Origin of the sequence: Methylobacterium sp. WL9, assembly GCF_008040035.1 — a bacterium.
In the GTDB taxonomy this organism is placed as follows: Bacteria; Pseudomonadota; Alphaproteobacteria; order Rhizobiales; family Beijerinckiaceae; genus Methylobacterium; species Methylobacterium thuringiense.
On the sequence record NZ_VRVE01000033.1, the window covers coordinates 13,568 to 40,410 of the forward strand.

Here is a 26,843-nt window from a genome sequence, read left to right on the forward strand (position 1 = left end):
TAGTTCTAGTTCAGATCTCCGTTATTTCTGCCGCTAGTATTAGAATTTCTAGATTTCATATAATTATCATATGCATCATTCACGTTTTCATTTTCATTTGCGCCGTACCAGTATTTTGCCTGTCGTTCTCTCTCACAAGATAAAAGAACGACTCCGTAGCTAGCCGAAAGATTTTTACATTGGACTTTGCCGTCCTGTGAGACAGCAAGTTGGTTTTTTGACGAATCTCGCAGATCCGTAACCCCAATACCGCCATCTCTATTTCTGAATATGCTGTGACCAGGTGGGATTGTCCATATTTTACCACTATAGTCACGAAATTTGAGATCTTGCGATCCATGATTCCAAGGCTCTCCTGAAGTCATACCTCCAGATGAGGAGTCGCAATCGCTATCGCGTGCTCTTGCAGGTTCGATATCCTTACAATTGAAGGTTGGACTAGATAGCCCCCTTGTGGCGAACGAATATTTTGGTGGTTCTTTAGCCAAATAACTTGAATATTTGATGAATTGGTTTTTTACTGAAGTATGTTTACAGCGGTTGATTGCGCTTACAATCGCAACCGGAGTACTTGCGTCGTAAAAAGCATCAAAGCAAATCGCCATTTCGTATAATTCAGATAGTATTTTATATTGCTGCGATCTCTCAGGGGTGCCTAATAAAGTGTCTTTTGCTTCCTTTATTGCACGACCGAATGCATCCTTTACCAAAAGATTATGAATTCTATCAATAGAGAGATTAGCAAGTTTTATATTTGTATCGTTAGAGTCTTGTGGGTCCGCGTCGCGTGGGCAGGGGATAATTTGCGATGGTATGGATCCAGATTGCAATTGTCTTTGGGTAAGGGTTTGACTCCCACATTCATTGCTAAATGTGGCGACACCAGCACTCTGGTCAATAACTGTATAAACTCTAGTCCCGCGAATGGTTTGATAACCACTTTCTGCGAAGGCTGTTGATGGAAAAACGAATAAGGATAAAGCTATATACACAAACTTATAAATACAAGTTGTATTTGACATCTATATAACTCCTTAGCTATATTGACAAAACTTATGAAATTTTTATGCAACCCGAGCCTGACACGCGGATGGCTGATGACTTGTACCGCGACTCTGTACAAAACACAATGATATACGCTATACCAGCAAAATTAACATAAAATAAGCATCTATCTATATGGACCGTTGGCTAATATTGCTGTATATTGTTACAGTCTCAATTACACATGGATATACTTGGATTAAAGTAATCACTCCAGGTGAAAGCTCAGTTGAATAGATTTCTGCCGCCGATTTCGGCGGCTTTGGGCTGTTATGGACCCTTCGGGTTGGTGGCTTAATGTTCGGGCATGAGCCTGATGTGGACCAGCGTCGAAAGATGGCTCTTGTGCACTTTCGATGCACGTGATTCGTTCGGGCGCTGACTCTCGCGATGACCGAGGGCAGCGCGATGCCGGACTCGAACTCGTCTCTGCCGTCCGTTCCCGTTGGTGTTCAGGTCGATGACCTGAAGCTGGATGCGGCTGATTTGACGATTGCGGCCATGACGAGAGCGAACGAGGTGGCCTGCCCGATCTGCGGACGGCTGTCGGCGCGCGTGCACAGTTCCTACTGGCGGATGCTTCATGACCTGCCTTGGCAGGATCGCGCCGTGACATAGCGGGTGAGGGTACACCGCTTCCGTTGCGGTCATTGCCAAAGGCGCATCTTCGCCGAGCGCGTAACGCGTCTGGCCAGTGCCAGGATGCGACGCAACGGTCGTCTAGCGGAGGCACAGACCGAAATCGGCATGGTACTCGGCGGTGAGGCCGGCGCCCGGCTGTCGCGGCGACTGGCCATGCCGGTGAGCGGCGATACGGTCTTGCGTCTGATCGCCGTCGCGGGATCCTGACGTGTCCGTCCCTGCGGGTCGTTGGCATCGACGATTGAGACCGGCGGCGCGGCCGGCGCTACCCCAGCCGTGGCGGCCGGCGGAGCGGCCTTCTTCATGTCCACGATCTCAACCTGCTCTTCCTCGTGCACCTTCTTCCCGTTCTCTTACTGAGTCTCCTTGAACTCACCTTTTTTTGCTCGATCCACTTCGCTCCTATGGCACGTTGCAGAAGGCTGTCGGCGACCCGGGTATCGGTTTTTAGCTTGCCCCTTTTTACGGACTCAAAAATTCGGGATGAGCCTTCTTTCGATTGTTGATCGTTTGTTCAGTGACGTCATAGAACGTAGCTAAATGGCCATCCGTCGCAGCAAGCGTGCAGCGTAATTCTACTTGCTCACTATAATCTGGCTTGAAATCCGTTGGGCGTCCTGCGGGCATGAAGTTATATAAACAAACATCAACGCTCCCGTCTAATCGTATCGTTGGCCAACCATAGAAAATATTGATCGCATGAATCGCGCATCCATACCAAATCGATCATTAAAAATCACTTTCGAGAGCCTATACATACCAGAAACACAACCGTCTAAGCTTTGCATGGACTTATATATCGATACTAATTCCGACGCTTCCTCTTCAAATTTTTGTTTTCGGCTAATTCGGTGGCGTAATTCGTCTCGGGCCTCAAGCAAATTGTCATTAAGCGTATAGAGCATAGGGACAATTGCATCTCCAACCTCTCTTGGAGCGTCGGCGCGATTAAAATACGCATACGACATCAATTCCAGTCGCGTGTAATCGTCTGTGTCGTGAGCAATTTGCAATTCTTTATAAAAGGGGTCCAGAATGCCATACGGTTTAGCATAGTCAAAGAGCGTATGAGAGCCATCGTGTTCTTTATAAAAAGTATAAATGCCATAAGAAAACAAGGCAGCGAACTCATTGTTGGATGGCAGTTCTCGCTCAATTTCTTTGAACCGGCCCGACTGCATCCGATGCATTATGAAAGCAAAATATGCGCTACCGGCGCGCTCTATTGATAGTGATTTGCTACTTACAAGGCTTCCTACAACACTGGTCATGCGACTTATGTCGGTTTTTGTCGCGAAGCGTTTAATCCATTCTAGCCCAACCCGTCTTAATTCTTCATCAATTCGATGCGGAGGCTGAGAAACATTTCGAGCATATTTGACTGCTTCTACAAAACGCCTCACCCAATAGACGGAGTGCACTGGCGTCTCAAAAAACACGTCGCCGTACGCGGCCGAAATATCTCGGGCTACCCATTGCTCACGCTCTTGGCGGAAGACTCCAGCGCGTGCGTCGTGGAGATACTGACTCAGACACCGGAGTACGTCGGTAGACTGAACGGCCGATCCATGAATTTGATCTAGATCACTAGCCTCTGCACTCCCACTCACAAAATAACATTTTCCGTGGAACCAATACGGAATAGGGGTCGGATCTCCACATCTGTAAAATATTTGACTAAATTCGGGAGGAACATGATAGTCCATCTTGAACTTATTTGAATTTGTAAAAATTAGGAAGTCGCTGATAAGAAAGTCTGCGTCCATTTCTGGAACATACATGACGTTTCCCCCAGCTCCCATAAACACTGGCAAACCAATGGAGTCTGCCTCACGAGTCAGCTTTAATGATCCTAACAGTGGCTTTCCTTCTTCGATCACAGTACTATTCCAGCCCGCTTATAGATACGGTCTACACAGTCTACAATGCGAGCATGATACCCATGTAAGGTACTGGGCAAATGACGATAAGTTTCAATGAATGTCGTCATCTGCTTGAGCCGATCAAATAACTCCCGTTCAAGCTCATACTGGTCCGGTATAACGATGCCCAGTAGGTTCTCGGGTAGAATCGGAACGTCTTCACCCACCGACACCTCAATGGCCGCAGCCCGATCATCCATTTCTGGCGTAGCATTTTCTCGCGCAAGTTTGGCGACCGCTTCAATTTCTCTATGTCTAGGCGTGAGCTCGTGCTCGCGTCTAAGCTCTTCCTGACCCACCGGCCGCCGCTCGAAGTAAAGTTGCGGTGTTTTATAAACCAGAGAGATAAGACGGCCGATATTGCGCTGATCTCCCGAAATGTCAAAACGATTCACATCAAACATTGTTAGGTAAGTCGGAAACCGTTGATCTACAAATGCGCCGCTATCGAACGGAAATATCCTTTTAATTTTAGGAGCTATACCAAATCGCATTACAAAAACGAGAGGGTATTCCCAATCGCCGGGACTATGTATTTCATTTCTTTTGTAAGCAGGCCTTCCGACGAAAAAATAGCAGAGGTTATCTGGCTTGAAGACCCGGCACTCAAAAGCCAGGATTTTCTCGGCTTCCACATAATCCCAGATATAACCGCAACTGGCGCTGTGCGTCCAAGGTGGCTCCTTCGCAATCTCAAGATTGCTTGCTTCCAGAAATTCTTTCAAAGTCGGTGGCCGAGGTATCATCCCACACCCTTAGCGGCACCGGCTTTCAACCGGCGACATTCACCGTAATGTCACGGCTGCAATCGCCAGTGGCAAGAGCGAAAGGTTAAGTCGATTGCGCCGGCAAGCAGGGATGCCGGCACATAGCCGCGCGAGACTGCATTACGGGCTTCCGCCAACGCGACCTCTGTACGGATAAGGGCCACGACCGCCCACCGCAGCGCCTGCTCAGCATCGCCGTGGGCGGTTTCGAGGTAGGCGATGGCGGGGGCGTCCACGTCGATCAGGGCGCGCACCCCATCCGGCTACCCTTCACATGATCGACCTCGGCGGCGACGTATGCGGCAACGCCATTTCGAAATTGGTCTTCACGATCCTCTCGGCGGTGACCGGGAGCGAGCGCGAGTGCACCTAGGAGGTGAAGCGGCACCTTGCGGCTGAAGGCGTCTACGGTGGCGAAAAGCGTCCGTTCGGCTGGCGCATTGTCGATGGCCGTCTGGTCGAAGATACCGAAGAGCAGCCGGTGCTCCAGACGATGGTGCGCATGCAAAAAGATGGCGCCAGCCTTCGCGAAATCGGACAGGCGACGTGCAAAGAGGCGACGATCGTCAATCGCATCCTGTTCCGCACGAGCGGGCTTCGGCACCCCGTATCGGCATAGGCCATAGGTGCCGCAGCTACTCTCTCGCCTCGGCGTCTAGCACTCGTTGCTGTGCCTCGGCGATGACCCTCCCGAATTGCTCAGCATCGCGCGCGGCTTCCTGCCGGCGCTTCGTCCCCGCTGCCTGCTCCTCGCGCAAGTGCTGCGCATAGTCATATCGGGGGGCGAGCGGCTGCAGCTTGTGGGTTGACCGAAGCCGCACGGCAAGATCCCAAGCCTGTAGCCCGAGGCAACACGCTTCTTCTGCGACCACGTCGTCGATATCGTGAGGCGAGTGCTCGATCGTCTCGCCGACGACGCTCTGACAGCCTGCGATCTGTGAAGCGAACCCGAGGCACAGCGCCGCCTCTTCCACGTCCAGCGCCTTCCACCCGTCTGCATCCGAGGGCAGTTCGGGCAGCGTCGGCAAGTTCACATCCCAGTTCGGAAATTCGTGGCCCTGGGGCGTCTCAGCGTTCCCATTGCGCGAGATGAGCGACGAGCAAGCACTCGCATAGCCCTCGAAGATCACCGCCAGCCGCAGCGCAAGATAGCGACTGTCACCTCGATGCTTCCACCAGGCCAACCCGATCGAAGCCGCGCCTGACCCGAGCAGCGCGCCGAGCACGACCTTGCCGAAGTCGAGCACCGTGTTGCCGTCCATCGTCCCGCCCCATCCAAACCCGACCGGCGGCGTTCCGGCGGCTGATCCTTGTCAACGCCACATAGGAGGTCGCCTTGGCCGAGACCATCGAAACGTTGGGCACGATTAGCGGCGTGAGCGTTGACCTGCTGCGCCGCATCCGCACTCCTGATCCGCAAGACCATCGCCGATGGCACCTTGGCCTTCTCGACCTGGTGCCCTGCCGGAACTGACGTCGCCACGCTGATCAGGGTCGAAGGCCATCGCTGGGCGATTGAAGACAGCTTCGAAACCACCAAGAACGAACTCGGGCTCGATCATAACGAAACCCGCTCCTGGCAGGGCTGGCACCGATACTTCAGCCTCGTCATACTCGCATTCGCCATGATGGCTGCCACCCAGGCTGTTGCTTAGCGCAACGCCGGTGAATTTTTATCGCCGGTTTCCCGACACCGGAGGACTGGGAGCGAAACACGAGCTCGATTGGTCGGACTGGAACTGGCCAGCTTCTAGCCAGCAAACCAACTGCACCGGTCTGCCTTCTCCCGAGGGGATAGTGATTCGTCCCGGCCTCGCGTGCCCCACCCTGCACTAAGCAACTGATATCGTTGATCCCGTGTGCAGGTATTTCATCAGGCTGCTATCTCTTTGTTTTTATGAGGGATTTTTCTTCGGTCTGATCAAAAACTGACAAGAGTGACTCTCTGCCGCGACGGCCTGCAGAAGTTCGTCAATCGCCTCGGTAGCTAGGGCCTGATAATCCGGCGAGTAGGCCGCATAGATCTCCGTGATCGAAAACCCCTGCATCCTATGGCCGAGCTGCCCAGACAGCTCTTCGAATGAAACGCACTCCGTCCCCGCATCCAAGGTACGACCGGGGGGCTTTGATTCCGTAGGTTCACCCGCCCATCGATTCCGAGCTCACGGGCGGCCACCGTTCCTAGAGATCGACGCGTGACGCGACGGTGACGCCCGGTCAGGCCGCTCCCTCGATCAGGTCGCGGATGCGGGTGGCGAGCGTCTCCAGCACGAACGGCTTGGTCAGGACCTGCATCCCGGGACGCAGATGCCCGTTCCCGAGCACGGCGTTCTCGGCGTAGCCGGTGATGAAGAGCACTTTCAGGTCGGGCCGCCGCTCCCGGCCGGCATCGGCCATCTGGCGGCCGTTCATGCCGCCCGGCAGGCCGACATCGGTGACCAGCAGATCGATGCGCACGTCGGACTGCAGCACCTTCAGGCCTGCCACGCTGTCGGCAGCTTCGATGGCGGTGTAGCCGAGGTCCTCCAGAACCTCGGTCACGAGCATCCGTACCGAGGGCTCGTCGTCGACGATCAGCACCGTCTCCCCCTGGCCGGCACGCCCGACTTCGTCGAGCCGTCGCGTGACGTCGTTCTGGTCGGCATCGCCGTAGTGGCGCGGCAGGTAGAGGCAGACCGTCGTCCCCTCGCCGAGTTCGGAATAGATCCGGACCTGCCCTCCGGACTGTCGCGCGAAACCGTAGACCATCGACAGACCAAGGCCGGTGCCCTCGCCGATGGGCTTGGTCGTGAAGAACGGCTCGAACACCTTGGTCATGAGGTCTGCGGACATCCCGGTCCCGGTGTCGGAGACGCACAGGCTGAGGTACTGGCCCGGCGGCATGTCGTGCTGGCGGGCCCCGGCCTCGTCCATCCACTTGTTGGCGGTCTCGATGGTGATGCGGCCGCCTTCCGGCATCGCATCGCGGGCATTGATGCAGAGGTTCAGCAGCGCGTTCTCGAGCTGGCCCGGATCGATCAGCGCCGGCCATATTCCGGCAAGGCCGACCACTTCCAAATGGATCGCCGGGCCGACCGTTCGCCGGACGAGCTCTTCCATCTCCGCGACGAGACGGTTCACGTTGGTGGGTTTCGGGTCGAGGGTTTGCCGGCGCGAGAAGGCGAGCAGGCGGTGCGTCAGGGCGGCGGCGCGCTTGGCCGCGCCCTGCGCCACCGTCATGTAGCGGTCGATCTCGGTGAGGCGGCCCTGGGCCATGCGTGTCTGCATCAGCTCGAGCGAACCCGAGATGCCGGCCAGCAAGTTGTTGAAGTCGTGTGCCAGGCCCCCGGTGAGTTGGCCGACAGCCTCCATCTTCTGACTCTGGCGCAGGGCTTCCTCGGTCCTGGCGAGGGTCTCGGCCTGGAGCTTGGCCTCGGTCACGTTTCGCACGGAGGCGTAGATGAGGCCGTCGCGCGGCACCGCGTTCCAGGACAGCCAGACCTCGCTGCCGTCCTTGTGCCGGTAGCGGTTCTCGAAGGTGATCTGGGGCTCGCCGCGTGCCAGGCCGGCCGCGGCCGCCAAGGTGGAGGCGACGTCGTCGGGATGCACGAAGTCCAGGAAGGGCCGGGTCCTCATCTCCGCCTCGCTCCAACCGAGCGTCGCCGGCCAAGCCGGGTTGAGGCTGACGAAGTATCCGTCGAGGTTGGCCACGCAGAGCATGTCCGATGAGGCCTGCCAGATCTGGTCGCGCTCGGCCGTGCGGTCGGCGACCTGACGCGCGAGGTCGACCTCGGTCTGCTTGCGCGCCGTGACGTCGTGGACGAACACGTGGAAGCCGTCGACCGAACCAGCCGCCGTGCGGCGGGGCAAATAGCGGATCTCTGCGACGCGGGGCTCCCCGTCGCGGCGTGGCCAGTCGAGCTCGAAGGTGACCGTATCGCCCGCCAAGGCCCGATCCATGTATGGCTTGCGGGCCGCGTAGGCTTCCGGGCCGAGGAGGTCCCTCACGTCCCGGCCAACGATGTCCTCGGCGGGTATCGAGAACCAGTCGTCGTAGGCCCTGTTGGCGAAGCGATAGACGTGGTCGGCGCCGATGAAGGAGATCAAAACCGGCAGCGCGTCCGTGATGAGACGGAGCTCGCGCTCGCCCGCCTCGGCACGCTTCTCGACGGTCCGCCGCTCGGTGATGTCCGAAAAGAAGATAGCGACGCGATGCGAATCCGGGTCGCCGGTCCGCAGGGCGCGCACCTCGAACCAGCGTCCGAACACGTCCGCGTAATGCTCGAAATGCGCCGGCTCGCCGGTCAGCGCGACGTCGCCATAGGTGTCGAACCAGTGTCGCTCCAGGTTGGGCGCGAACTCGCTCACCCACCGGCCGGCGACGTCGGCGCCCGTCTGCCGCACGAAGGCTGGATTGGCCTCCAGGATGCGGTAATCGACGGCGCGGGTGCCCTCGAACCTCATCTCGACGATGCAGAAACCGACCTCGATGCTTTCGAACAGGGTTCGGTAGCGCGCCTCGTTCTCGCGCAGGGCGACCTCGGCGAGGGTACGCTCGGTGACGTCGTGACCTTCGACGAAGATGCCGCTGACGGCCCCGTGCGCATCGGTGATGGGCTGGTAGACGAAGTCGAGATAGCGTTCGTTGACCGGACCGCCCGGCACGGCCTGGACGTCGTATCTGGCGCCTGTCGCCCGGTGCGCCTTGCCCGAGCGAAACACTGCGTCGAGCAGGTCGACGTAGCCCTGTGCGGCCGCGTCCGGCAACGTCTCGGCAACCGTGCCGCCGACCACGGCGCGATGATCGATGGCGCGCTGGTAGGCGGCGTTCGTGAGCGCGAAGCGGTGATCGGGACCGCTGAGGAGGGCGATGAAACCCGGAGCCTGCTCGAACATCTGGGCAAGTGAAGCGGATCGGGCGCGCAGCATCCGCACTTCGGCTTCGAGTTGCTCGCGTGACAAGTCTTCCGGGTCCGGGAGGGGCGGTGTCTGCATGCGGGGCGGGATAGCGCGTGATTGTGTTGGACGCGAGGACTTCAACCTTGGCCGACGGTCGGCGCACCGATCTCATCGGAACATCCTATGCGTCGTCGACAAGCCGGCAGCCTGGGAGGGTCGAGTGTCCGAACTGAAAAACGACAACGGCAAAGTGTTGCCGAGGGGCAAGTTTCTACGTTCCGAACAGGGCCGGACTGCCATTGGACAATCAGGCGCATGGCCGAGGCGCCAAGGCGCGGCCGGCCAAAGCGGCCGGCACCAAAACCAAGGTTGAGATTGCCGTTCCGGCACTCGGCCAAAAGACGCCCGTCTCGATCGGCTGCAAACACGGGTTCGTCCGGTGCTTTTTCCTGACCAGCGCAGCCACCGATCACCGGGCGCAACCGCCGGGGCTCTTCGATCCGGCCAACCCGGCGAGAGAGGTCTGAGCCGACCGCTCGAAGGCTCACGGAACCTATCTCGCGAAACACGACCAGCCGAGACTTTGCCAGCAGCCTGCTCGAGCGCTTCGCCTGGATCAAATCCCGGCCTGTAGCAGGCTGAAGGAAGTTCGGGACGGGCTCAGAGGCTCGCTCTACGACACGCGGCCAGACCGACGGAATGCCAGTCCGATCCCGTCGAGGTGGCTGGCGTCGTCAAATTGTGGGCCGTACCAGCCGATCGCGCGGTACTTCGGCCTATCCGGGCGGCCCGATCGGACACCGGCATCCCCTGCGCAATCAGGTACAGGACGCCGCTTTTTGGCTGAAATACGGACCTTCGTTCATCCGCCGGAGACGCGCGGACAGGCCCCGTGGACGTTCTCGATGAAGCCGGCAATCAGTCGCTCACCGCAGTTGCTCAAAGCCTCGGGGCAATCATGCGCATCACGATCAGGTTGCCGCTGCAATTCGATCGTTTCAGGATATCCGGAGCATTAAAGCTCCAGATATCGCAATTTCAAACAAATCGATACGGCATAGAAAATCGCAGCATAGCGTTATATCAAGCGTGCAACAGCCCTTCGGCGGCGACGTGAATTGTGAAAGCCTTGCCCTCGTCGATCCAGCCCGGTCCCTCCTGACCGGCGTTGATCATTTTGATCTCGTTGGCGTCAGAGGTATACATGTGCACGCCCGCCTTCGTGTTGAAGAACCGCTCCATGGTCTCGCCACCGGATCCAACCGCGTTCGGATCGACATAGGCTTGGAACGCGACGCCTTCGTAGTGGTAATCCGGTAGGGCTTTGAGAACCTGATCGCGTTCAGCTGTACTCGTGGTCAAGAAATGATCGCCTGTCACGGTATTGAAGAATCGAAAAACGTCCTCGGTACCCGGCCCGATATCGGGCGTAGATCCGACGACACCTTCAAGATGATAACTGGGCAGGTTCTTGAGCACTTGATGAAGCTCGTTTTCGCTTGTCGTAAACAGATGGTCTCCCGAAATGCCATCGTATAACCGATACACCGCATTTTGATGCTGCTCAGCTGAGCCGGCTGTGTATTGGCTGACATCGTAGGTGGCCGTGTCGTTCGCTCTGTACAGGTTTGCTGACGTAGCGACAGGCAATCCGGTGTTGGAGAAGGCATCGGCACCAAGCTGCGTGTGATCGTCGAACGTAAAGCTGTCGACATAGAGGTCTCGATCTTGTCCTGGTCCAGTATAGAGATCGTTGAGGAATGTAACCGAGACCCGATGAGCCGAACTGAAGTCACCGAAAAAGAAAAATTCTTCGGTATCGCCCAGCGCATGAGCGGCTGTGGCAGTCAATACATCCCCGATTTGTATGCCGTCGACTTTGACGACGAACTGCGCATCGCCAAGATAATTATCTTCCGAAATCTTGAAGCCGATCCGGTTTGTCATGGACGTCGTCTCCCAGGAAATATGACCTATAAGCATGGTGATCAAAAATTCAGCATTGGGAAAGTTTTTTAGCGAATTATTAACTGCGATTATTACCTAGGAGATTTCTAACGCTTTGGAATTACAGCAGTCCAAATCCTAACATTTATCTATAAACCAACGATCCAGCATTACGAAGACGAGCAATGCCAAAGGGCAGCCTGCATTTCCCTGCTGCCGGCCGCGCTGGAGATCCAGACGCTCTCCTAGTTTTTGGAATCGTTAGATTTAGTTTTCGAACGCTAGAGAGACTTGGTTCTCGAGCGCTTTGCGCCCAGGTGGATACCGGTCGGTCGAAAGAATGCACGGAAATGTGAAGGCTTAGCGACGCGCACCCGATGCAAGCAGGTCGAATCTAAGTATACATCCGAACTGGCGGATCGTAGTCATCGCAAATATCGTTGTAGCGACGAGCTTGATTTCAGTTATGCCGCCTCGTGGCGAGTGGGGTATTGCGAGCATTCTGCTCGCGATGGTTTCGCCGAATCAATTGATTGCTGCATTTACAATTCTGATACTGACGTTAATAATATCTTCTGTGCCCTACTTGCTACAGGAAGAATAAACTTCTATTGATCAGAATTAGTTCTGAGAGAGTGTTTTTCCGTTATTGTTTTTAGGCAAAAGACAGATATATAGAGTTACTGAATTATTTTAGAAATAATTTGGATTGAGCGGCACCTTTCGGCGAATGCCTGTTGACCAGCTAGATAATTGATGGATGGGACGCACATTTTAGGACACCGTCTTAATAGAAATATCTAAAAACAGAGCTAGTGATCGCGTGGACTTTCTCAATCGTGCCGATCTTGGGGCGGGTTTTGCATCAAGCTGAAGAATCCGAGTTGATCTCGGCTCTGTCGGAATGCCGCACTGCGCTGATCGGCGTCGCGGTGATGAGCGGTCTGGTCAACGTCCTTTACCTAACCGGCTCGTTCTTCATGCTGGAGGTATATGACCGCGTGATACCGAGCCGGTCGGTGCCGACGCTGATCGGCCTCGCCGCTCTTGCGTTGGTGCTGTTCGCGTTCCAGGGACTTCTCGAAACGATCCGGACGCGTATCCTGGCGCGGGTCGGTGCTGCGCTCGACGAGGCGCTGAGCGATCGTGTCTTCGACGTGGTGGTGCGTGCGCCGCTGAACGGTGCCCTGCCCGGCGATGGCCTGCTCCCGCTGCGCGATCTCGACCAATTGCGGGGGTTCCTGTCCGGCAGCGGCCCGTCAGCGATGTTCGATCTGCCCTGGATGCCGATCTACGTGTTGATCTGCTTCCTGTTCCACCCGCTGATCGGCTGTGCAGCGATCGCCGGGGCGATGGTCCTGGTGGTCGTGACGTTGATCACGGATCGCGCGACGCGTGCGCCCTCCCAGGCAACCACCGCCCACGGGCTGCGCCGCAACGCGCTGGCCGATGCGGGCCGCCGCAACGCCGAGGTGCTCGCCGCCATGGGCATGCAGGGGCGTCTGGCGGCCCGCTGGGGCATGGCCAACCGCGACTATATGATCGCCCAGCAGCGCGTCGCCGACATCGCAGGCGGCTTCGGTGCCGGCTCGAAGGTGTTTCGAATGGCGCTTCAATCGGGCGTCCTCGCCCTCGGAGCCTGGCTGGTCATCAACAACCAGGCGAGCGCCGGCATCATCATCGCCTCCTCGATCCTGGTCTCGCGGGCGCTGGCGCCGGCCGAACTCGCCATCGCCAACTGGAAGGGATTCGTCGGAGCCCGCCAGAGCTGGCGCAGGCTCTCCGATCTGTTCGCCAAGTTTCCTCAGGCGGGTCATTCCCTGGTGCTGCCGGCGCCGACGCGCTCGCTGTCGATCGAAGGCATCAGCGTCGCCCCTCCGGGCACGTCGCGCTTCGTCGTGCAGGATGCGACCTTCGCGCTTCAGGCCGGACAAGGCCTCGGAATCATCGGGCCGTCGGCCTCGGGCAAGTCCTCGCTGGTAAGGGCCTTGGTCGGCGTCTGGCCGCTGCTGCGGGGCAAGGTGCGGATCGATGGCGCCGCGCTCGGCCAATGGCCCAAGAGCGAACTCGGCCTGCATATCGGCTTCCTGCCGCAAGAGGTCGAACTCTTTGCCGGAACCATTGCCGACAACATCGGCCGCTTCGAACCGAACGCCCCGTTCGAGCCGGTGATCGCCGCCGCACGCGCCGCTGGCGTGCACGACATGGTCCTGCGGCTGAGCGACGGATACAACACCCGCATCGGCGAGGGCGGCGCTGGTTTGTCGGCTGGCCAGCGCCAGCGGATCGGCCTCGCCCGTGCGCTCTACCGCGATCCTTTCCTCGTCGTCCTCGACGAGCCGAATTCCAACCTCGACGCCGATGGTGAAAGTGCCCTGACCGAGGCGATCCGCGGTATCCGGCGGCGTGGCGGCATCTGCGTGGTGGTCGCCCATCGGCCGAGCGCGCTCGCCGCCGTCGACCTCGTGCTGATGATGGCCGACGGCCGTATCCAGGCCTTCGGGCCGAAAGACGAAATTCTCAAGCAGGTGCTGCGCCCTGCCTCCGTGCCGCACTCCATGCAGATCGGGGGATCGCGTCCGGGAGCCGGCGCGATCATCCTCCAGGAAAGCGCCTGATGTCGTCAGCATTGAGCGCCGGGACTGCTCCCCTCGCTCCCGCCCAGCTGCACAAGACCGCCCTCGGCTCGATCCGTGACAATCTGAGGGTGGCGGCCGGCCTTTCGGCGGTGCTGGTCTTCGGTGTCGGCGGCTGGGCTACCTACACCATGATCGCCGGCGCGGTGATCGCGTCGGGACAGCTCGTGGTCGAGTCCGACGTCAAGAAGGTGCAGCACCCCACCGGCGGCGTGGTCGGCCAGCTCCTAGTGCGTGAGGGCGCGCATGTGAAAGCCGGCGACGTGCTGATCCGCCTCGACGAGACCCAGACCCGAGCCAATCTCGACATCGTGCTCAAGGCGCTCGACGAGCTTGCGGCGCGTCGCGCCCGGGACGAGGCCGAGCGCGAAAGCGCCAAGTTCGTAAACTTCCCCGCGGATCTGCTCGCCCGTGCCAACGAGGACAAGGCCGTCGCCCATCTCGTCGACGGCGAGACCAGACTGTTCATCTCCCGAATCGCCGGTCGCGAAGGGCAGAAGGCGCAGCTGCGTGAGCGGGTCGCCCAGCTCACCGAAGAGATCGACGGCCTGACCCAGCAGGCCACGGCCAAGGAGCGCGAGATCGCGCTGATCGCCACGGAGCTCAAGGGGATCCGCGAGCTGTTCGCCAAGAACCTCGTACCGTTCCAGCGGGTTACGGCACTCGAACGCGACAGCACTCGGCTCCAGGGTGAGCGAGGCCAGCTCATCGCGACGACGGCCTCGACGCGCGGCAAGATTGCCGAGACCAACCTGCAGATCCTGCAGATCGACCAGGAGATGCGCAGCGACGTCGGAAAGGACCTTGCCGAAATCCGCGGCAAGTGGTCCGAACTCGTCGAGAAGCGTGTCGCCGCCGAGGACCAGCTCAAGCGCATCGACATGCGTGCGCCCCAGGACGGCACCGTCCACCAGTTGACCGTGCACACCATCGGGGGACTCGTGACCCCGAGCGAGCCGGCCATGCTGATCGTGCCAGATGCCGACCAGCTTCTCGTCGAGGTCAAGGTCCAGCCCCAGGACATCGACAATGTGCGCGTCGGCCAGCTGACCATGCTGCGCTTTCCCGCCTTCAACGCCCGCACCACGCCGGAACTTGGCGGGGAGGTCTCACGCGTTTCGGCCGACGTGACGCAGGACCAGAAGACGGGGACGACCTACTACACTGCCCGGATCAAGATCGCGCCGGGCGAAACCGAGCGCCTGGGTGGCCTGCGGCTCGTCCCCGGCATGCCGGTGGAAGCCTACATGCAGATCGGCGACCGGTCCGTGCTGAGCTATCTCGTCAAACCCCTCACCGATCAGATCGCGAAGGCGTGGCGGGAGCGGTAGGCCGTGATGCAGTTTTGATCTCCGCACCGTAGATTTTACCAGAGCTAAATATTTGGTATATAAGCCGGATTGGCGAATTTCATGGACCGACTATCGGGCCCGGGCCGGCGGGTTTCAACGGCGCGGGGCGGTTGCGTGCGGCGGCGGCGGCCCCGATAGAGGGCTGTCCGTACCGTCCGAGCCCGAGGTCGAGCCGCCATGCGCACCGAGACGCCCCCGACGATCCGTCTCCAAGACTATCGCCCGAGCGATCACCTCATCGACCGCGTCGACCTCGACATCCGCCTCGATCCGCATGCGAGCCGGATCACGGCCGTGCTGGCGTTGCGCCCCAACCCGGCCGGGACGCCGGGCGCGCAGTTGGTGCTCGACGGGGACGAACTCGGCCTCGTCGGCTTGGCCCTTGATGGTAAAGCACTCCCGGCGGAGGCCTATGCGGCGACGCCCGCGGGGCTGACGCTCCATGCGCCGCCGCAGGGCCCGTTCACGCTGACCGTCGAGACGGTGGTCGACCCAACCGCGAACACCAAGCTGATGGGCCTCTATCGCTCCAGCGGGGTCTATTGCACGCAATGCGAGGCCGACGGCTTCCGGCGAATCACCTATTTCCTCGACCGGCCCGACATCCTCTCGGTCTACACCACGCGCATCGAGGCGGCGCGGGAGGAAGCCCCGGTGCTGCTCGGCAACGGTAACCCGGTCGAGACCGGGGATGTCCCCGGCACGGATCGCCACTACGCCATCTGGCAGGACCCACACCCGAAACCCGCCTACCTCTTCGCCATCGTCGGCGGACGCCTCGGCCATGTCGGGCGGAGCTTCGTGACGTCCGAAGGCCGCGAGGTCGCCCTCGGCGTCTATGTCGAGCCCGGCAAGGAGGCCCGCGCCGATTACGCCCTCGATGCCGTCGCCCGCTCGATGACCTGGGACGAGGAGGTCTTCGGCCGCGCCTACGATCTCGACGTGTTCAACGTCGTCGCCGTGTCCGACTTCAACATGGGCGCGATGGAGAACAAGGGCCTCAACATCTTCAACGACAAATACGTGCTCGCCTCCCCCGAAACGGCGACGGACGCCGACTATGCGAATATCGAGGCGATCATCGCGCACGAGTACTTCCACAACTGGTCGGGCAACCGCGTCACTTGCCGCGACTGGTTCCAGCTTTGCCTGAAAGAAGGCCTCACCGTCTTCCGCGACCAGGAATTCTCGTCGGACATGCGCTCGCGGGCAGTCCACCGCATCGGTGAGGTGCGGACGCTGCGGGCGCGCCAGTTTCCGGAGGATGCCGGGCCGTTGGCTCATCCGGTGCGGCCGAAGCACTATGCCGAGATCAATAACTTCTACACGGCGACCGTCTACGAGAAGGGCGCCGAGATCGTGCGGATGCTGAAGACGCTGATCGGCGAAGCGGCCTTCCGCAACGGAATGGACCGCTATTTTTCCGAGAACGACGGCACCGCCGCGACGGTCGAGGACTTTTTGGCGGCCTTCGCCACGGAGACCGGCCGCGACCTCGCACATTTTGCCCAGTGGTACGAGCGCCCCAGTACCCCGCGCATCGCCGTCTCCGGCCACTACGATGCGACCGCGAAAACCTATCGCCTCGACTTCCGCCAGACCCGGCCCGGCGCGGGTGCCGATGCGCCGCCGCTGGTGATCCCCGTGGCGCTCGGCCTCATCGGGCCGGACGGTCCGCTCACGGCTACCAATGCGCGGGTGCGGGACGGCGTTTTCGTACTCGAAAGCGCCGAGGACAGCCTGACCTTCGAGAACATCGCAGCGCAGCCCTTGCCCTCGCTCTTCCGCGATTTTTCGGCGCCGGTGCGGGTCGAGATGGCGCTGAGCGACGCTGAGCAGTTGACGCTGCTGCGCCATGACACCGACGCCTTCAACCGCTGGGAATCGGCGCAGCGCGTGGCGCTCCGCATCCTGATCGAGGCCGCCCGTAGCGGATCGGAGACTCTCGACGGCTCGGAGGGGCTCGCCGCCGCCCTCGCCGCCTTCCTCGACGGCGAGGCCCTGCGCGATCCGGCCTTCGCAGCGCTGATGCTGGCGCTGCCGAGCGAGGGCGAGGTCGCCAGCGAGATCGGCGCGAACATCGATCCGGACGCGATCTTTTCGGCCCGCCGCCGCCTGCGTCAGGCCCTCGCCGCGCGGCTTCGCGACCAGCTCGCCGTCTTGCGCGAGCAACTCGCGGATCCGGCGGGCGCGGCCTTCAGCCCCGCCGCGGCTGCCGCCGGCCGACGCGCCTTCCGCAACGCCGCCCTCGATCTGATCGCGGTCGCCGATCCCGAGCGCGGCGCCGCATTGGCCCGCGAACAGATCGCGACGGCCGCCACCATGACCGACCGGCTCGCCGGCCTCGCTACCCTCGCGCAGATCCCGGGGGAGGCCCGCGAGGCCGAACTCGCGGCTTTCGCCGAACTCTACGCCGACGAGCCGCTGATTCTAGACAAGTGGCTCGCGATCCAGGCCGCGATCGCGGAGGACGACACCATCGCGCGCATCGGCCGGCTGCAACGGCACCCGGCCTTCTCGATGACCAACCCGAACCGCGTGCGCTCGCTCGTCGGCGTCTTCAGCCTTGCCAACCCGACCCAGTTCAACCGGGTCGACGGGGCCGGCTACGCGCTGGTGGCCGACACCGTGCTTGCGCTGGACAAGCGCAACCCGCAGATCGCCGCACGCCTGCTCACGGCCTTCGGCTCGTGGCGGCAGCTGGAGCCGGTGCGCCGCGCGGCAGCCGAAGCCGCACTGCGCGGGATCGCGTCGGCGGGCGGCCTTTCGCGGGACGTCGCCGACATCGCGGGACGCAGCCTCGCCGGCTGAGGGGGATGCGGCCGTAGGGCGCTGATGCCGGGGCGTACGGGGTTTCGCCGATCGAAGCCGGCGCGGCGGGTAGAAGACCGTTATGATGACGGCCTGCCCGCGGCGATGCCTCCTCGTCGCCGGCCAGGCGATGCGCGATCGTCTACTCCTGAAATTCGGCGATCCGGCTGGCGGAGATGCTGTCCCGCCTTCGACGCGGCGGAAACAAGAGGTTTGGCAGCGCCGAACTCCGCGAAAAAATCCCGGCGGCGGCGTACAGAACCGAGCGGCAACAGCGTGGTGTAATCGGCCGCGATCCCGTCGCCACGCGGCGCCGATGACACGCCTCCGAGCTGATTCCCGCGATCGCTTTCCCGGAATCTGACGGTTGTATGCGACATCCCTGCGACAGGCCCGGAAAAATACAACCTAACATATTGTCGGATAACCGATTTCTCTCGCGACCCCACGACTCGCCGTGAGTCTCATCCCAGTTAAGGAGTCAATAAAAACACGCGTAAAAGGCGTGGACAAATCGGGGCTCCGAGTGCTCAATATGGATGCGAATCGAAGCGAGCGTTCGTGACCGCTTCGGGCCGTACCAGCCGTACACATGAGGAGTTCGACATGCCGGAGGCGGTTTCCGCTTCCCTGGCCGCGCGCGTGCGCGCCGATACGATCCTCGGGATCCGGCGACCGCGAACCGCAGCTCACGAACGGATGATGCGGGCCGAGACCTGGCTGCGCTTCGCCGTCCCGGGCATGCTGGCCGGCTTCCTGCTCTGCCTGCTCGGCGTCATCGCCCTGCACCTGCGGCTCCAGCACACCGATGTGGTGCGCGCGGCACATGCCGAGGTCGAGGGGTTCGCACGGCTCTCTGCCGCGGCCCTCGGCGAGAACGGCATCACTGGCGAGAGCACATGGGCCACCGCCCAGAACCGCCTCGATCGCCTGATGCCTGCCGGCACGCAGCCCGGCCGCCAGATCTTCGTCGTCGGGCGCGACGACCGGATCGTCGCGGCCTATCCAGCCCCGGTCCGCATCCCGGCGACGCTCACCGCCGTCCTCGGCGCCGACCAAGTGCTCACTGCCCTCGCCGAATCCGCCGGCGCGATGATCCTGCGGCTCGCCGACGGTGCGGAGGCGATCGCCGCCGTGCATCGGTTGCCCGACGGCACCGGACAGGTCGCGGTGATCCGGCCGATCGCGCAGGTCACCGCCGCCTGGTGGGAACGGCTCTGTACGCTCGCGGTACTCTTCGGCGCCACGGCGCTCGTCGTGGTCGGCATCGGGGCCGCCTACACCCTGCAGACGCGCCGTGCCCACGCTGCCGACCGGGTCTGCGACGAGGTCCGCCGCCGGCTCGACACGGCGCTCGGACGCGGCCGATGCGGCCTCTGGGACTGGGACATCCCGCGCGGCGAAATCTTCTGGTCGGATTCGATGTACGCGATGCTCGGCTATCCGGCCGAGACGGGCCTGCTCTCGTTCGGCGACGTCAACGCCATGGTGCATCCCGACGACGGCGACCTCTACAGCCTCGCGCGCCACCTCGCCGCCGCCCAGGCCACCATCGATCACGAATTTCGCATGCGCGGAGCCTCCGGCGAATGGATCTGGCTGCGCACCCGCGCCGAGATCGTGCACGACGAGGCCGACGGCAGCCGCCACCTCGTCGGCATCGCCGTCGACGTCACGGAACAGCGCCGCCTTGCCGAATCCACCGCAACCGCCGACATGCGACTGCGCGACGCCGTCGAGGCCATCTCCGAAGCCTTCGTGCTCTGGGACGATTCGAACCGCCTCGTCCTCTGCAACTCGAAGTTCCGCGACCTGCACGCGCTCGCCGCCGAGGACGCGATCCCGGGCCGCCGCTACGCCGACATCATGGGCCGGGGCGTGCTGCCGCCGGTGCGACGCGAACTCCCCGACGTCGGCCGCGCCAGCCCGCAGGATCGTTCTTTCTCTGCGCGCACCTTCGAGGTCGAACTTACGGACGGTCGCTGGCTCCAGGTCTCGGAGCGCCGCACCAAGGATGGCGGCTACGTCTCGGTCGGCACCGACATCACCGGGCTGAAGCGCCAGCAGGAGAAGCTCGTCGTCTCCGAGCGCGAGCTGATCGCCACCGTCAAGGATCTCAAGCGCTCGCGCCGGACCCTCGAACTCCAGACCCACCAGCTCGCCGACCTCGCCGAGCGACATCTCGACCAGAAGGCCAAGGCCGAGATCGCCAACCAGGCGAAATCCGAGTTCCTGGCCAACATGAGCCACGAATTGAGGACGCCGCTCAACGCCATCATGGGCTTCGCCGACCTGATGGAGAGCGAGGTCTACGGCCGACTCGGCGACCCGCGCTACGCCACCTATTGCCGCGACATCCGCGAGGGCGGCACTTACCTGCTCTCGGTCATCGACGACATCCTCCACATGGCCCGCATCGAGGCCAAGCGTGTCAGCCTCGATTGCCGCGACATCGCCGCCGCCGACGCCGTGCGCAACGCGGTGAAGCTCATCGACCTTGAGGCCAAGGCCAAGAATCTGCGCATCTGCGTGGAGATGCAGCAGAGCCTGCGCCTGCTGGCCGACGACCGGGCCCTGACTCAGATCCTCGGCAACGTGCTGCAGAACGCCGTGAAGTTCACGCCCGCCGGCGGCCGCGTCTCGATCCGGGGCCGGAGTTGCGGCAGCTTCGTCCACCTCTTCGTGGAGGATACCGGCATCGGCATCCCGAAGAGTGCGCTGGCCAAGCTCGGGCAGCCCTTCGAGCAGGTCGAGAACAATCTCACCCGCAGCCATCGCGGGTCGGGCCTCGGGCTCGCCATCGCCCGCTCGACCTCGGAGCTGCATGGCGGCTCGCTACGCATCCGCTCGGACGAGGGCATCGGCACCATCGTGATGGTGCGCCTGCCTGCCCCCACACCGGAGCGCCTCGCCGCCCTCGCCCGCCCGAGCGCGGAGTTGACCGTCGACAGCCTACGCCTCGTCTCGGGCGCGATGCCGCGGCCGGACGACAGGGCGGTCTCGAACGGTTGAGATTATTAGAACGACTCTAAGCTGTGCGCCTTGTGCGGTGCGGGCATGCAACGGGGAACATTCGGTTTTGCCGGTCATTTTTTGGGATGAAGCGCCGCGCCGGAACGTAGACGGCGGGCGCCCCGAACCCGACACCGCAACCCGAATGGAGCGATACATGGCCAAGGCCAAGCCAGACCTGCGCGTCGCCAGCGACCGCCTCAACACCCCGACCGATCTCGATCCGGCCGACACCAAGAAGATCGCCGAGGGCCTGACCGTCCTGCTCTCGGATCTCTTCGCGCTCTACATCAAGACGAAGAACTTCCACTGGCACGTCAGCGGCCCGAATTTTCGCGATTATCACCTGCTGCTCGACGAGCAGTCCGAGCAGATCTTCGGGATCATCGACGCCGTGGGCGAGCGCGCCCGCAAGATCGGCGGCACCACGCTGCGTTCGCTCGGTCAGGCCGAGGGTCTGAAGCGGGTTGCCGACAATAATGCCGACTACGTCTCGCCGCTCGACATGCTCAAGGAGCTGCGCGACGACAACAAGAACCTCACCGCCAATATGCGGGAGCTGCACGGCGTCACCGACGAGGCCGGCGACTGCTCGACTACGAGCCTCCTCGAGGAGTGGATCGATCAGTCCGAGGAACGCACGTGGTTCCTCTTCGAATCCACCCGCGACGGGACGCAGGGCGGCCACTGAGCCACCCTCCCCCAGCGGGATGAGCGACCGGATAAAAAAGAGCCCCGCATCGGTGATGCGGGGCTTCTTTCGTCTCAGTGGGCTTCGGTGATCTCGTCTTCGCGCACGGCGCGCTCGGCGAAGCCGGAGCGGATGCGGTAGGAGACCTCGCCCGTCTGGTCCGCCGGCATCAGGCGCACGACCTCAGAAATGTCGCCGAAGCCGGCCTTGTCGTCGGAGAACGACGGGCGCGTGCGTTTCACGCGCTGGCCGAGCTTGAATTTGTGGGGCACGGAGCCCTCGCTTTCTTGTTCCAACATGGTTCGGGCGCCGCCCGGAAGCGGCGCATCACAGCGCCTTAGCGGCGCAGCTTGATCTTGGCCTTGCGGGCGGCGTAGCGGGCGTCGCGTTCAGCCTTCTGCGCGGCCTGGGCCTCGCGGGCGCGTTCGGCGGCGGCCTCGATCTCGGCGGCCTTGCGGGCGATCTCGGCCTGACGGGCGGCTTCGACCTCTGCGGCCTTGCGCTCTTCCTCGGCGATCCGGGCCAGTTCGCGCTCTTCGGCGCGGGCCTCGCGGGCCTCGGCGATCGCCTTGCGCTCGGCGTTCCGAGCGATGACGGCAGGATCGTCGGCACTGGGGCGCTTGCGGAAGCGTTCCACCATGGCCTCGCGGGCCTTCTGCTGCGCCGAGAGACGGTCGTCGAGTTTGTTCTGGCTGATGAAGCTCACGTAGGGTCCTTGTAGCGGCCGCGGCCCGGATGGCCCGACCTGGAATGGAACGGTTGCAACAAACGAAGAAGCCGCCCCGGACGGAGCGGCTTCGGAGTGGCTGTCGGATCAGGCGCTCTGGAGCGAGCCGGCCGACTGCTTGCCCGAGCGGCGATCGGTCTCCATCTCGTAGGAGATCTTCTGGCCTTCGACCAGGCTGCGCATGCCGGCGCGCTCGACGGCGGAGATGTGCACGAACACATCCTTGGAGCCGTCGTCAGGCTGAATGAAGCCGAAGCCCTTCTGATCGTTGAACCACTTGACGGTGCCGGTGCTCATAGTCGTCCTTGTCGCTTCGCAGGAAATCATGCGTAGTGCATCGGCCACCCGAGGGGGGCGAACCGTCCGATAACCGATAGAAGTCGAGAAATTCCGAACCGCCCTGCGAAGGCGTACACGGCCCAAATTTCGGGCTTAGATCGATGGTGGATCAGTAGACCTTTGTGCTCCGCGCGGCAAGAGCGAGGGGAAGGTTGCCCGCAACCCTGTGGGATTTTATCGGCACATCGCAGGCCGGACGTGTTATCTCCACGCACCCTCTGCGCAATTCGGCGCCTTGGGCGACGCCGGGACCGCCACCATCCGCCACGCTCGGATCCGCGGCTTCACGGCTTTTGATTTGCCGCGCCGTCACGCGACGCTCCGGATGAGCGCGCGCCGCACGGCGCCTGGAGGACTGACCATGGCACAGAACACCCCGAACGGTCGGACGCCGGGCCTCTCGATGGCCGAGTTCAACGCCCGCGCCAAGAAGATCGCCCTCTCCACCGGCGAAGTCGAGAAGGGCTCCGCCCGCCGCTCGCCGCCCTCGCGCTTCCGCCGCGACACCAATGGCGGCGTCCCCGCCGCCCCGAAGCCGGCCGAGAGTGAGCCCGAGACCGAGACGAACGAGGGCGCCGAATCCGGCGAGAGCGCAGAATCAAGCGAGAGCTGAGCCGCTTCCCCGTCCTCGCGGGCGCGGCGGCGCGATCCAGGCCCCCGCCTGCGACGGACCACCGGACAATCAGGAGCCGCCCCTCACCGGGCGGCTTTTTCATGGGCGCTCGCAGGGGCCCCTCCCCGCCTGGGAGACCGACCTCACCCCCGAAACGAAAAAAGCCGCCCCCGGAGGGGCGGCTTTCTTGTCGTGCGCCGAGCCCCGAGGGGTTCGGCGCGGTTTCGCGGTTCAGGCGGACTGGAGCTGCGAGGCAGCCTTCTTGCCGGAGCGCTTGTCGGTCTCGAGCTCGAACGAGAGCTTCTGGCCCTCGACGAGGTTGCGCATGCCGGCGCGCTCGACGGCCGAGATGTGCACGAACACGTCCTGTCCGCCGTCATCCGGCTGGATGAAGCCGAAGCCCTTGGTCTCGTTGAACCATTTCACGGTACCGGTGGTCATGTAGAATCCTTAGAATCTTCGCAGGCTTGCAACGTGTAAGCGCCCCGCGCGAACGCGGAAAGCCGGAGATACCGATAGGGGTGGAAACGACGGAACCGCCCTGCGAAGGAGTCACGGCCCGGAAAGTCCGGCCACAGATCGATGGGTAGGAGATGGGGTGCTGGGGCGGGAAGGCAAGGAGAAGCTACCGAGTTCATTCCGATTGTGCATGACGCAACATGCAGGAAGCGTATCCCCTAATGGGAGTTATTCCTTATTTTATAAGGCATAGTCGGCATGCCTCCAGTCAAACATAACAAACTGCTAATTTCCGAAAAATTTATCAGTAGAAGACGTTGGTATGCCTAACTTATCACAGATGTCCGATACTGTAAGAAAGTCACCTGATTTGTGGTCCGACAGTATTCCATATTGATATGATGCGGCTGTGGCACCAAGCATAATTGCTGAATTGTTTCCATTGAGCAATTTTTTGCTAATTTTCTTTTTCGTGATAGCGAGACTTCTAGTATATATGTCGCTATCTGGTACTATTATACATTATTGTCCATCGACGAAAACGGGTTGAAGTTTAGTATCTTTTTTGAATAGGTCTTTTTCACAGTGCGCAATCCACAACTGAGAGTTTTCGACCATCTCAATAAAAGCATTAATGCGAGCATTGCTTCCCGAGGCAAATACGCTGCTCGCAGTACGAAAGTCGATTATCCAGCCCTTCACATAGGAGAAAGAAGTCATGCCTCAGCCACCTCTACGCGGCGCTTGGCAAGCGAAAAAGCTTTATCTTGAATGCTTTCAGCTAAAAACATTCCTTGTTGAACATCGATTCGATCAATGATCTTTTTTCTTACAGCAGTGGCAGCTAAATAAGTGGGTAAGTACCCTAATTCGCTCAAACGTTTTGCATGCACTTGTCCGCCTGAGCCTGCCGACTCACTTTCTTCTAATTTTTCCTCCCTTAGTGCAAAGTATAGATTGCTATTTATTTTTATCCATTGTTTTAAGTCTGCATCTTTTAAATAGCCCGCTTCCTTTAGCCGAATAGCTGTAGCATACCGGCTTAGAAGAGATTTACTGGATATAATGTTTATTAATTCTATGGCATTTTGATTTGATCTAGAAATATGCTTTTCAACCAAAAGCTGAAAGCTCTCCATAGGAGCTATAAATTCTGCAGCAAATTCATTGCAACGCCGCTCAATTTGATTTTTCGCCCGAAACGGATTCGAAATCCCATCTTTGTCCAGAAGATGGTGAGCTAGCTCGTGGACAAGGGTAAATAACTGAGCTTTTTTTGAAGCTATCTTTCTATTTACAAAAATTGATGGCGTTTCATTTGGGTTACTGTTGTAAAAACCTATAAAATCCTCTGGAGGCGCATCATTTATGTTTATAGTTATTCCTGTTAATTCAATAAAAATTCTAAGGCCGCTCAAAAAGCAATGTTCATCGGAGCCGAGAAATCCAAATCCCAACTCTTTATTTGAAAACCAACTGTCAAAGAAATTTCGTAGCTTAGTCGCGCGTTCGAGGCTTATGTTTCCGCGCAGTGGTTCATTCGTCCATGGCGGCCTTTGATATCCCGTAACCTCCAGGAGTTGGTTGGCGAAACCAGCAATCGCTTCCGAGGTCCAGATCCGCCGGAATCCAGCAGGAGAAATTTTAGCTGGGCTGGGGGTCGTCCGCCGGAAATCGGTCAGACCTTCTGGTATATTTGGAGAATTTGCGTCGTAAAATAAATACGGCTGGACTCCATATGTCTTCGCCAAATTCTCAATCTGATTAAAGCTTGGATCTTTTTCCCCAGATTCAATTTTCTCAAGAGATGACAAGCTTATCTTCGAGGCATTCGCGACATCCGCGATCTCGAAGTTTCTTTGCTCTCTGACCTGTTTGAGTATATTGTAAATCTGCATAAAAATAACGGAGGTTGCCTGTGGCCACTATGGGCGAGTTTGGAAGCTTATTGCAACTGGGTTTTGGGATAGGAGCGGGGCTTTCGGTCTTTCGTGCACCGATTCTCCGACGCGCAAACCGGCTGATGCGACAGATTGACCGAGATCTCGCCGCTATCCGAGGCGTCCCTAGTCGGATAGCTGACGACAAGATCAGTCAGCTCAATCTCCTAGCGGTAAGATTGACAATTAAAAGACAAAAATTAGAAATATTTGAAAAACCCTTCCTGATGTTGGCTTTGCTTGGTTCTGTCACCAACCTAATTTTATTAATTAAGGCCTCAACGAGCGCTCAAACCGTAATTAGCGAAATATTTCAAAATATGATAATTTTTATTTCGTCATTTTATTACTTTATAATAGTGGTTTTGCTTGAGTTTATGTCATGGTGTTCTCTAGATAGCATTGCAACAAAATACAAACAAATCGACCAACTGTAAAACGTGCATTAGTTTATTTTTATAATTACGAAAAACAAACCAGAATCTTGTTCGTCGACGCTCAAGTTGAATCCCAGCCGCCGACAAACGGCCAACATCGCCCGATTCTCTGCCAGCACACTTCCCTCCACCCGCAAAATTCCCTCCGCCTTCGCCCAGTCCAGCATCATCCGCATCAGCGCATAACCCAGCCCCACGCCCTTGATGTCCGAGCGGACGAGGATGGCGAATTCGCCGCTCTCGTGGTTGGCGTCGGCGTGGAGGCGGACCGCGCCGAGCATCCTTTCGCCGTCGTCCGCATCGAGGGCGACGAAGGCGATGGCGCGGGCGTAGTCCAGCTGGGTCAGGCGGGCGAGGAAGGCGTGGTTGAAGTGGCGGATGGGGGAGAAGAAGCGCAGGCGCACGTCCTCCGGGTCGATCTCGGCGAAGAAGGCGGCAAATAGCCCTTCGTCCTCGGGGCGCACCGGGCGCACGCGGATGGCGCGGCCCTTCAGGCTCATCTCCCGCTCCCACTCAACCGGATAGGGGCGGATGGCGAAGCGCGGGTGCCAGGTGGGCCGCTGTCCGCGTGAATCTGTCGGGCGCAGGGGCGTCTCCCCTCCCCCCTGTGGGGAGGAGGCAGGAGG

The 26,843-nt window shown here is 60.1% G+C and carries 22 protein-coding genes and 3 pseudogenes; 12 read left to right on the forward strand and 13 right to left on the reverse strand.

Translation table 11 applies throughout. The features are described from left to right. Nucleotides 1-5: 5 nt before the first annotated feature. Nucleotides 6-1,022: a hypothetical protein gene (locus FV217_RS11765; RefSeq protein ID WP_147817371.1), complete on the reverse strand. Its 1,017-nt coding sequence runs from the start codon at nt 1,020-1,022 to the stop codon at nt 6-8. A gap of 451 nt (nt 1,023-1,473) precedes the next feature. Between FV217_RS11765 and FV217_RS11770 the strand changes: the two are divergent. Beyond that, nucleotides 1,474-1,928, forward strand: a pseudogene (locus FV217_RS11770) (transposase family protein); the annotation flags it as partial. A 417-nt stretch (nt 1,929-2,345) separates the two neighbouring features. On the opposite strand, the gene FV217_RS11775 reads toward FV217_RS11770, so the two are convergent. From FV217_RS11775 to FV217_RS11785, 3 genes are all read right to left on the reverse strand, one after another. Beyond that, complete coding sequence (locus FV217_RS11775; protein ID WP_147817372.1) at nt 2,346-3,566, reverse strand: hypothetical protein; 1,221 nt, start codon at nt 3,564-3,566, stop codon at nt 2,346-2,348. Continuing rightward, entirely contained in the window at nt 3,563-4,333 is a 771-nt protein-coding gene (locus FV217_RS11780; RefSeq protein WP_147817373.1) for a hypothetical protein, read from the reverse strand. The genes FV217_RS11775 and FV217_RS11780 overlap by 4 nt, the downstream gene beginning before the upstream one ends. Nucleotides 4,334-4,404: 71 nt before the next feature. Continuing rightward, nucleotides 4,405-4,629 (reverse strand): hypothetical protein, encoded by a 225-nt coding sequence (locus FV217_RS11785; RefSeq protein ID WP_147817374.1) that lies wholly within the window; start codon nt 4,627-4,629, stop codon nt 4,405-4,407. Between the two features lie 122 nt (nt 4,630-4,751). Here FV217_RS11785 and FV217_RS22865 point away from each other — a divergent pair, with 122 nt between their 5' ends. Continuing rightward, entirely contained in the window at nt 4,752-4,994 is a 243-nt protein-coding gene (locus FV217_RS22865; protein ID WP_187272532.1) for a hypothetical protein, read from the forward strand. Nucleotides 4,995-5,010: 16 nt separating this feature from the next. On the opposite strand, the gene FV217_RS11795 is transcribed toward FV217_RS22865, so the two are convergent. Next, nucleotides 5,011-5,637, reverse strand: coding sequence for a hypothetical protein (locus tag FV217_RS11795; protein ID WP_147817376.1), 627 nt, complete (start codon nt 5,635-5,637; stop codon nt 5,011-5,013). 144 nt (nt 5,638-5,781) lie between these two features. Here FV217_RS11795 and FV217_RS11800 point away from each other — a divergent pair. Further along, nucleotides 5,782-6,030 (forward strand): annotated as a pseudogene (locus tag FV217_RS11800) (IS701 family transposase); the annotation flags it as partial. Nucleotides 6,031-6,592: 562 nt separating this feature from the next. Here FV217_RS11800 and FV217_RS11805 read toward each other — a convergent pair. Beyond that, complete coding sequence (locus FV217_RS11805; RefSeq protein WP_246682771.1) at nt 6,593-9,316, reverse strand: PAS domain-containing protein; 2,724 nt, start codon at nt 9,314-9,316, stop codon at nt 6,593-6,595. Between the two features lie 236 nt (nt 9,317-9,552). Here FV217_RS11805 and FV217_RS11810 point away from each other — a divergent pair, with 236 nt between their 5' ends. After that, on the forward strand, nt 9,553-9,780 hold the full coding sequence (locus tag FV217_RS11810) for a hypothetical protein (protein WP_147817378.1): 228 nt from the start codon (nt 9,553-9,555) through the stop codon (nt 9,778-9,780). A gap of 365 nt (nt 9,781-10,145) precedes the next feature. Further along, on the forward strand, nt 10,146-10,370 hold the full coding sequence (locus FV217_RS11815; protein ID WP_147817379.1) for a hypothetical protein: 225 nt from the start codon (nt 10,146-10,148) through the stop codon (nt 10,368-10,370). Here FV217_RS11815 and FV217_RS11820 read toward each other — a convergent pair. Further along, nucleotides 10,337-11,200 carry a carbohydrate-binding domain-containing protein gene (locus FV217_RS11820; RefSeq protein WP_187272533.1) on the reverse strand — a complete coding sequence of 288 codons (864 nt, stop codon included), beginning with the start codon at nt 11,198-11,200 and terminating at the stop codon, nt 10,337-10,339. The genes FV217_RS11815 and FV217_RS11820 overlap by 34 nt on opposite strands. Nucleotides 11,201-12,084: 884 nt before the next feature. Here FV217_RS11820 and FV217_RS11825 point away from each other — a divergent pair. The 5 genes from FV217_RS11825 (at nt 12,085) to FV217_RS11845 (ending at nt 21,702) form a co-directional block, all read left to right on the forward strand. Further along, nucleotides 12,085-13,818, forward strand: coding sequence for a type I secretion system permease/ATPase (locus FV217_RS11825; protein WP_281407165.1), 1,734 nt, complete (start codon nt 12,085-12,087; stop codon nt 13,816-13,818). Then, complete coding sequence (locus FV217_RS11830; RefSeq protein ID WP_147817382.1) at nt 13,818-15,167, forward strand: HlyD family type I secretion periplasmic adaptor subunit; 1,350 nt, start codon at nt 13,818-13,820, stop codon at nt 15,165-15,167. The genes FV217_RS11825 and FV217_RS11830 overlap by 1 nt, the downstream gene beginning before the upstream one ends. A 198-nt stretch (nt 15,168-15,365) precedes the next feature. Next, complete coding sequence (gene pepN, locus FV217_RS11835) at nt 15,366-17,999, forward strand: aminopeptidase N (RefSeq protein ID WP_147817383.1); 2,634 nt, start codon at nt 15,366-15,368, stop codon at nt 17,997-17,999. 606 nt (nt 18,000-18,605) lie between these two features. Next, nucleotides 18,606-21,011, forward strand: coding sequence for an ATP-binding protein (locus FV217_RS11840; RefSeq protein WP_147817384.1), 2,406 nt, complete (start codon nt 18,606-18,608; stop codon nt 21,009-21,011). 157 nt (nt 21,012-21,168) lie between these two features. Beyond that, nucleotides 21,169-21,702 (forward strand): DNA starvation/stationary phase protection protein, encoded by a 534-nt coding sequence (locus FV217_RS11845; protein ID WP_147817385.1) that lies wholly within the window; start codon nt 21,169-21,171, stop codon nt 21,700-21,702. A gap of 74 nt (nt 21,703-21,776) precedes the next feature. Here the strand turns inward: FV217_RS11845 and FV217_RS11850 are convergent, their stop codons facing one another. The 3 genes from FV217_RS11850 to FV217_RS11860 form a co-directional block, all read right to left on the reverse strand. Continuing rightward, entirely contained in the window at nt 21,777-21,974 is a 198-nt protein-coding gene (locus tag FV217_RS11850; RefSeq protein ID WP_147817386.1) for a hypothetical protein, read from the reverse strand. A 65-nt stretch (nt 21,975-22,039) separates the two neighbouring features. Further along, nucleotides 22,040-22,408, reverse strand: coding sequence for a DUF6481 family protein (locus tag FV217_RS11855; protein WP_147817387.1), 369 nt, complete (start codon nt 22,406-22,408; stop codon nt 22,040-22,042). Between the two features lie 108 nt (nt 22,409-22,516). Further along, nucleotides 22,517-22,726, reverse strand: coding sequence for a cold-shock protein (locus FV217_RS11860; protein ID WP_147817388.1), 210 nt, complete (start codon nt 22,724-22,726; stop codon nt 22,517-22,519). A gap of 403 nt (nt 22,727-23,129) precedes the next feature. On the opposite strand from FV217_RS11860, the gene FV217_RS11865 reads away from it, so the two are divergent. Next, nucleotides 23,130-23,381: a hypothetical protein gene (locus tag FV217_RS11865; RefSeq protein WP_147817389.1), complete on the forward strand. Its 252-nt coding sequence runs from the start codon at nt 23,130-23,132 to the stop codon at nt 23,379-23,381. A 231-nt stretch (nt 23,382-23,612) separates the two neighbouring features. Here FV217_RS11865 and FV217_RS11870 read toward each other — a convergent pair whose 3' ends face one another. Continuing rightward, the gene (locus FV217_RS11870) at nt 23,613-23,822 is read right to left on the reverse strand and encodes a cold-shock protein (RefSeq protein ID WP_147817390.1); all 210 of its coding nucleotides are present in this window, start codon (nt 23,820-23,822) and stop codon (nt 23,613-23,615) included. 734 nt (nt 23,823-24,556) lie between these two features. After that, complete coding sequence (locus FV217_RS11875) at nt 24,557-25,738, reverse strand: XRE family transcriptional regulator (RefSeq protein WP_147817391.1); 1,182 nt, start codon at nt 25,736-25,738, stop codon at nt 24,557-24,559. Between the two features lie 20 nt (nt 25,739-25,758). Here FV217_RS11875 and FV217_RS11880 point away from each other — a divergent pair, with 20 nt between their 5' ends. Next, on the forward strand, nt 25,759-26,217 hold the full coding sequence (locus tag FV217_RS11880) for a hypothetical protein (RefSeq protein ID WP_147817392.1): 459 nt from the start codon (nt 25,759-25,761) through the stop codon (nt 26,215-26,217). Nucleotides 26,218-26,225: 8 nt separating this feature from the next. On the opposite strand, the pseudogene FV217_RS11885 reads toward FV217_RS11880, so the two are convergent. After that, a pseudogene (locus tag FV217_RS11885) lies at nt 26,226-26,780 on the reverse strand (GNAT family N-acetyltransferase); the annotation flags it as partial. Nucleotides 26,781-26,843 lie beyond the last annotated feature (63 nt).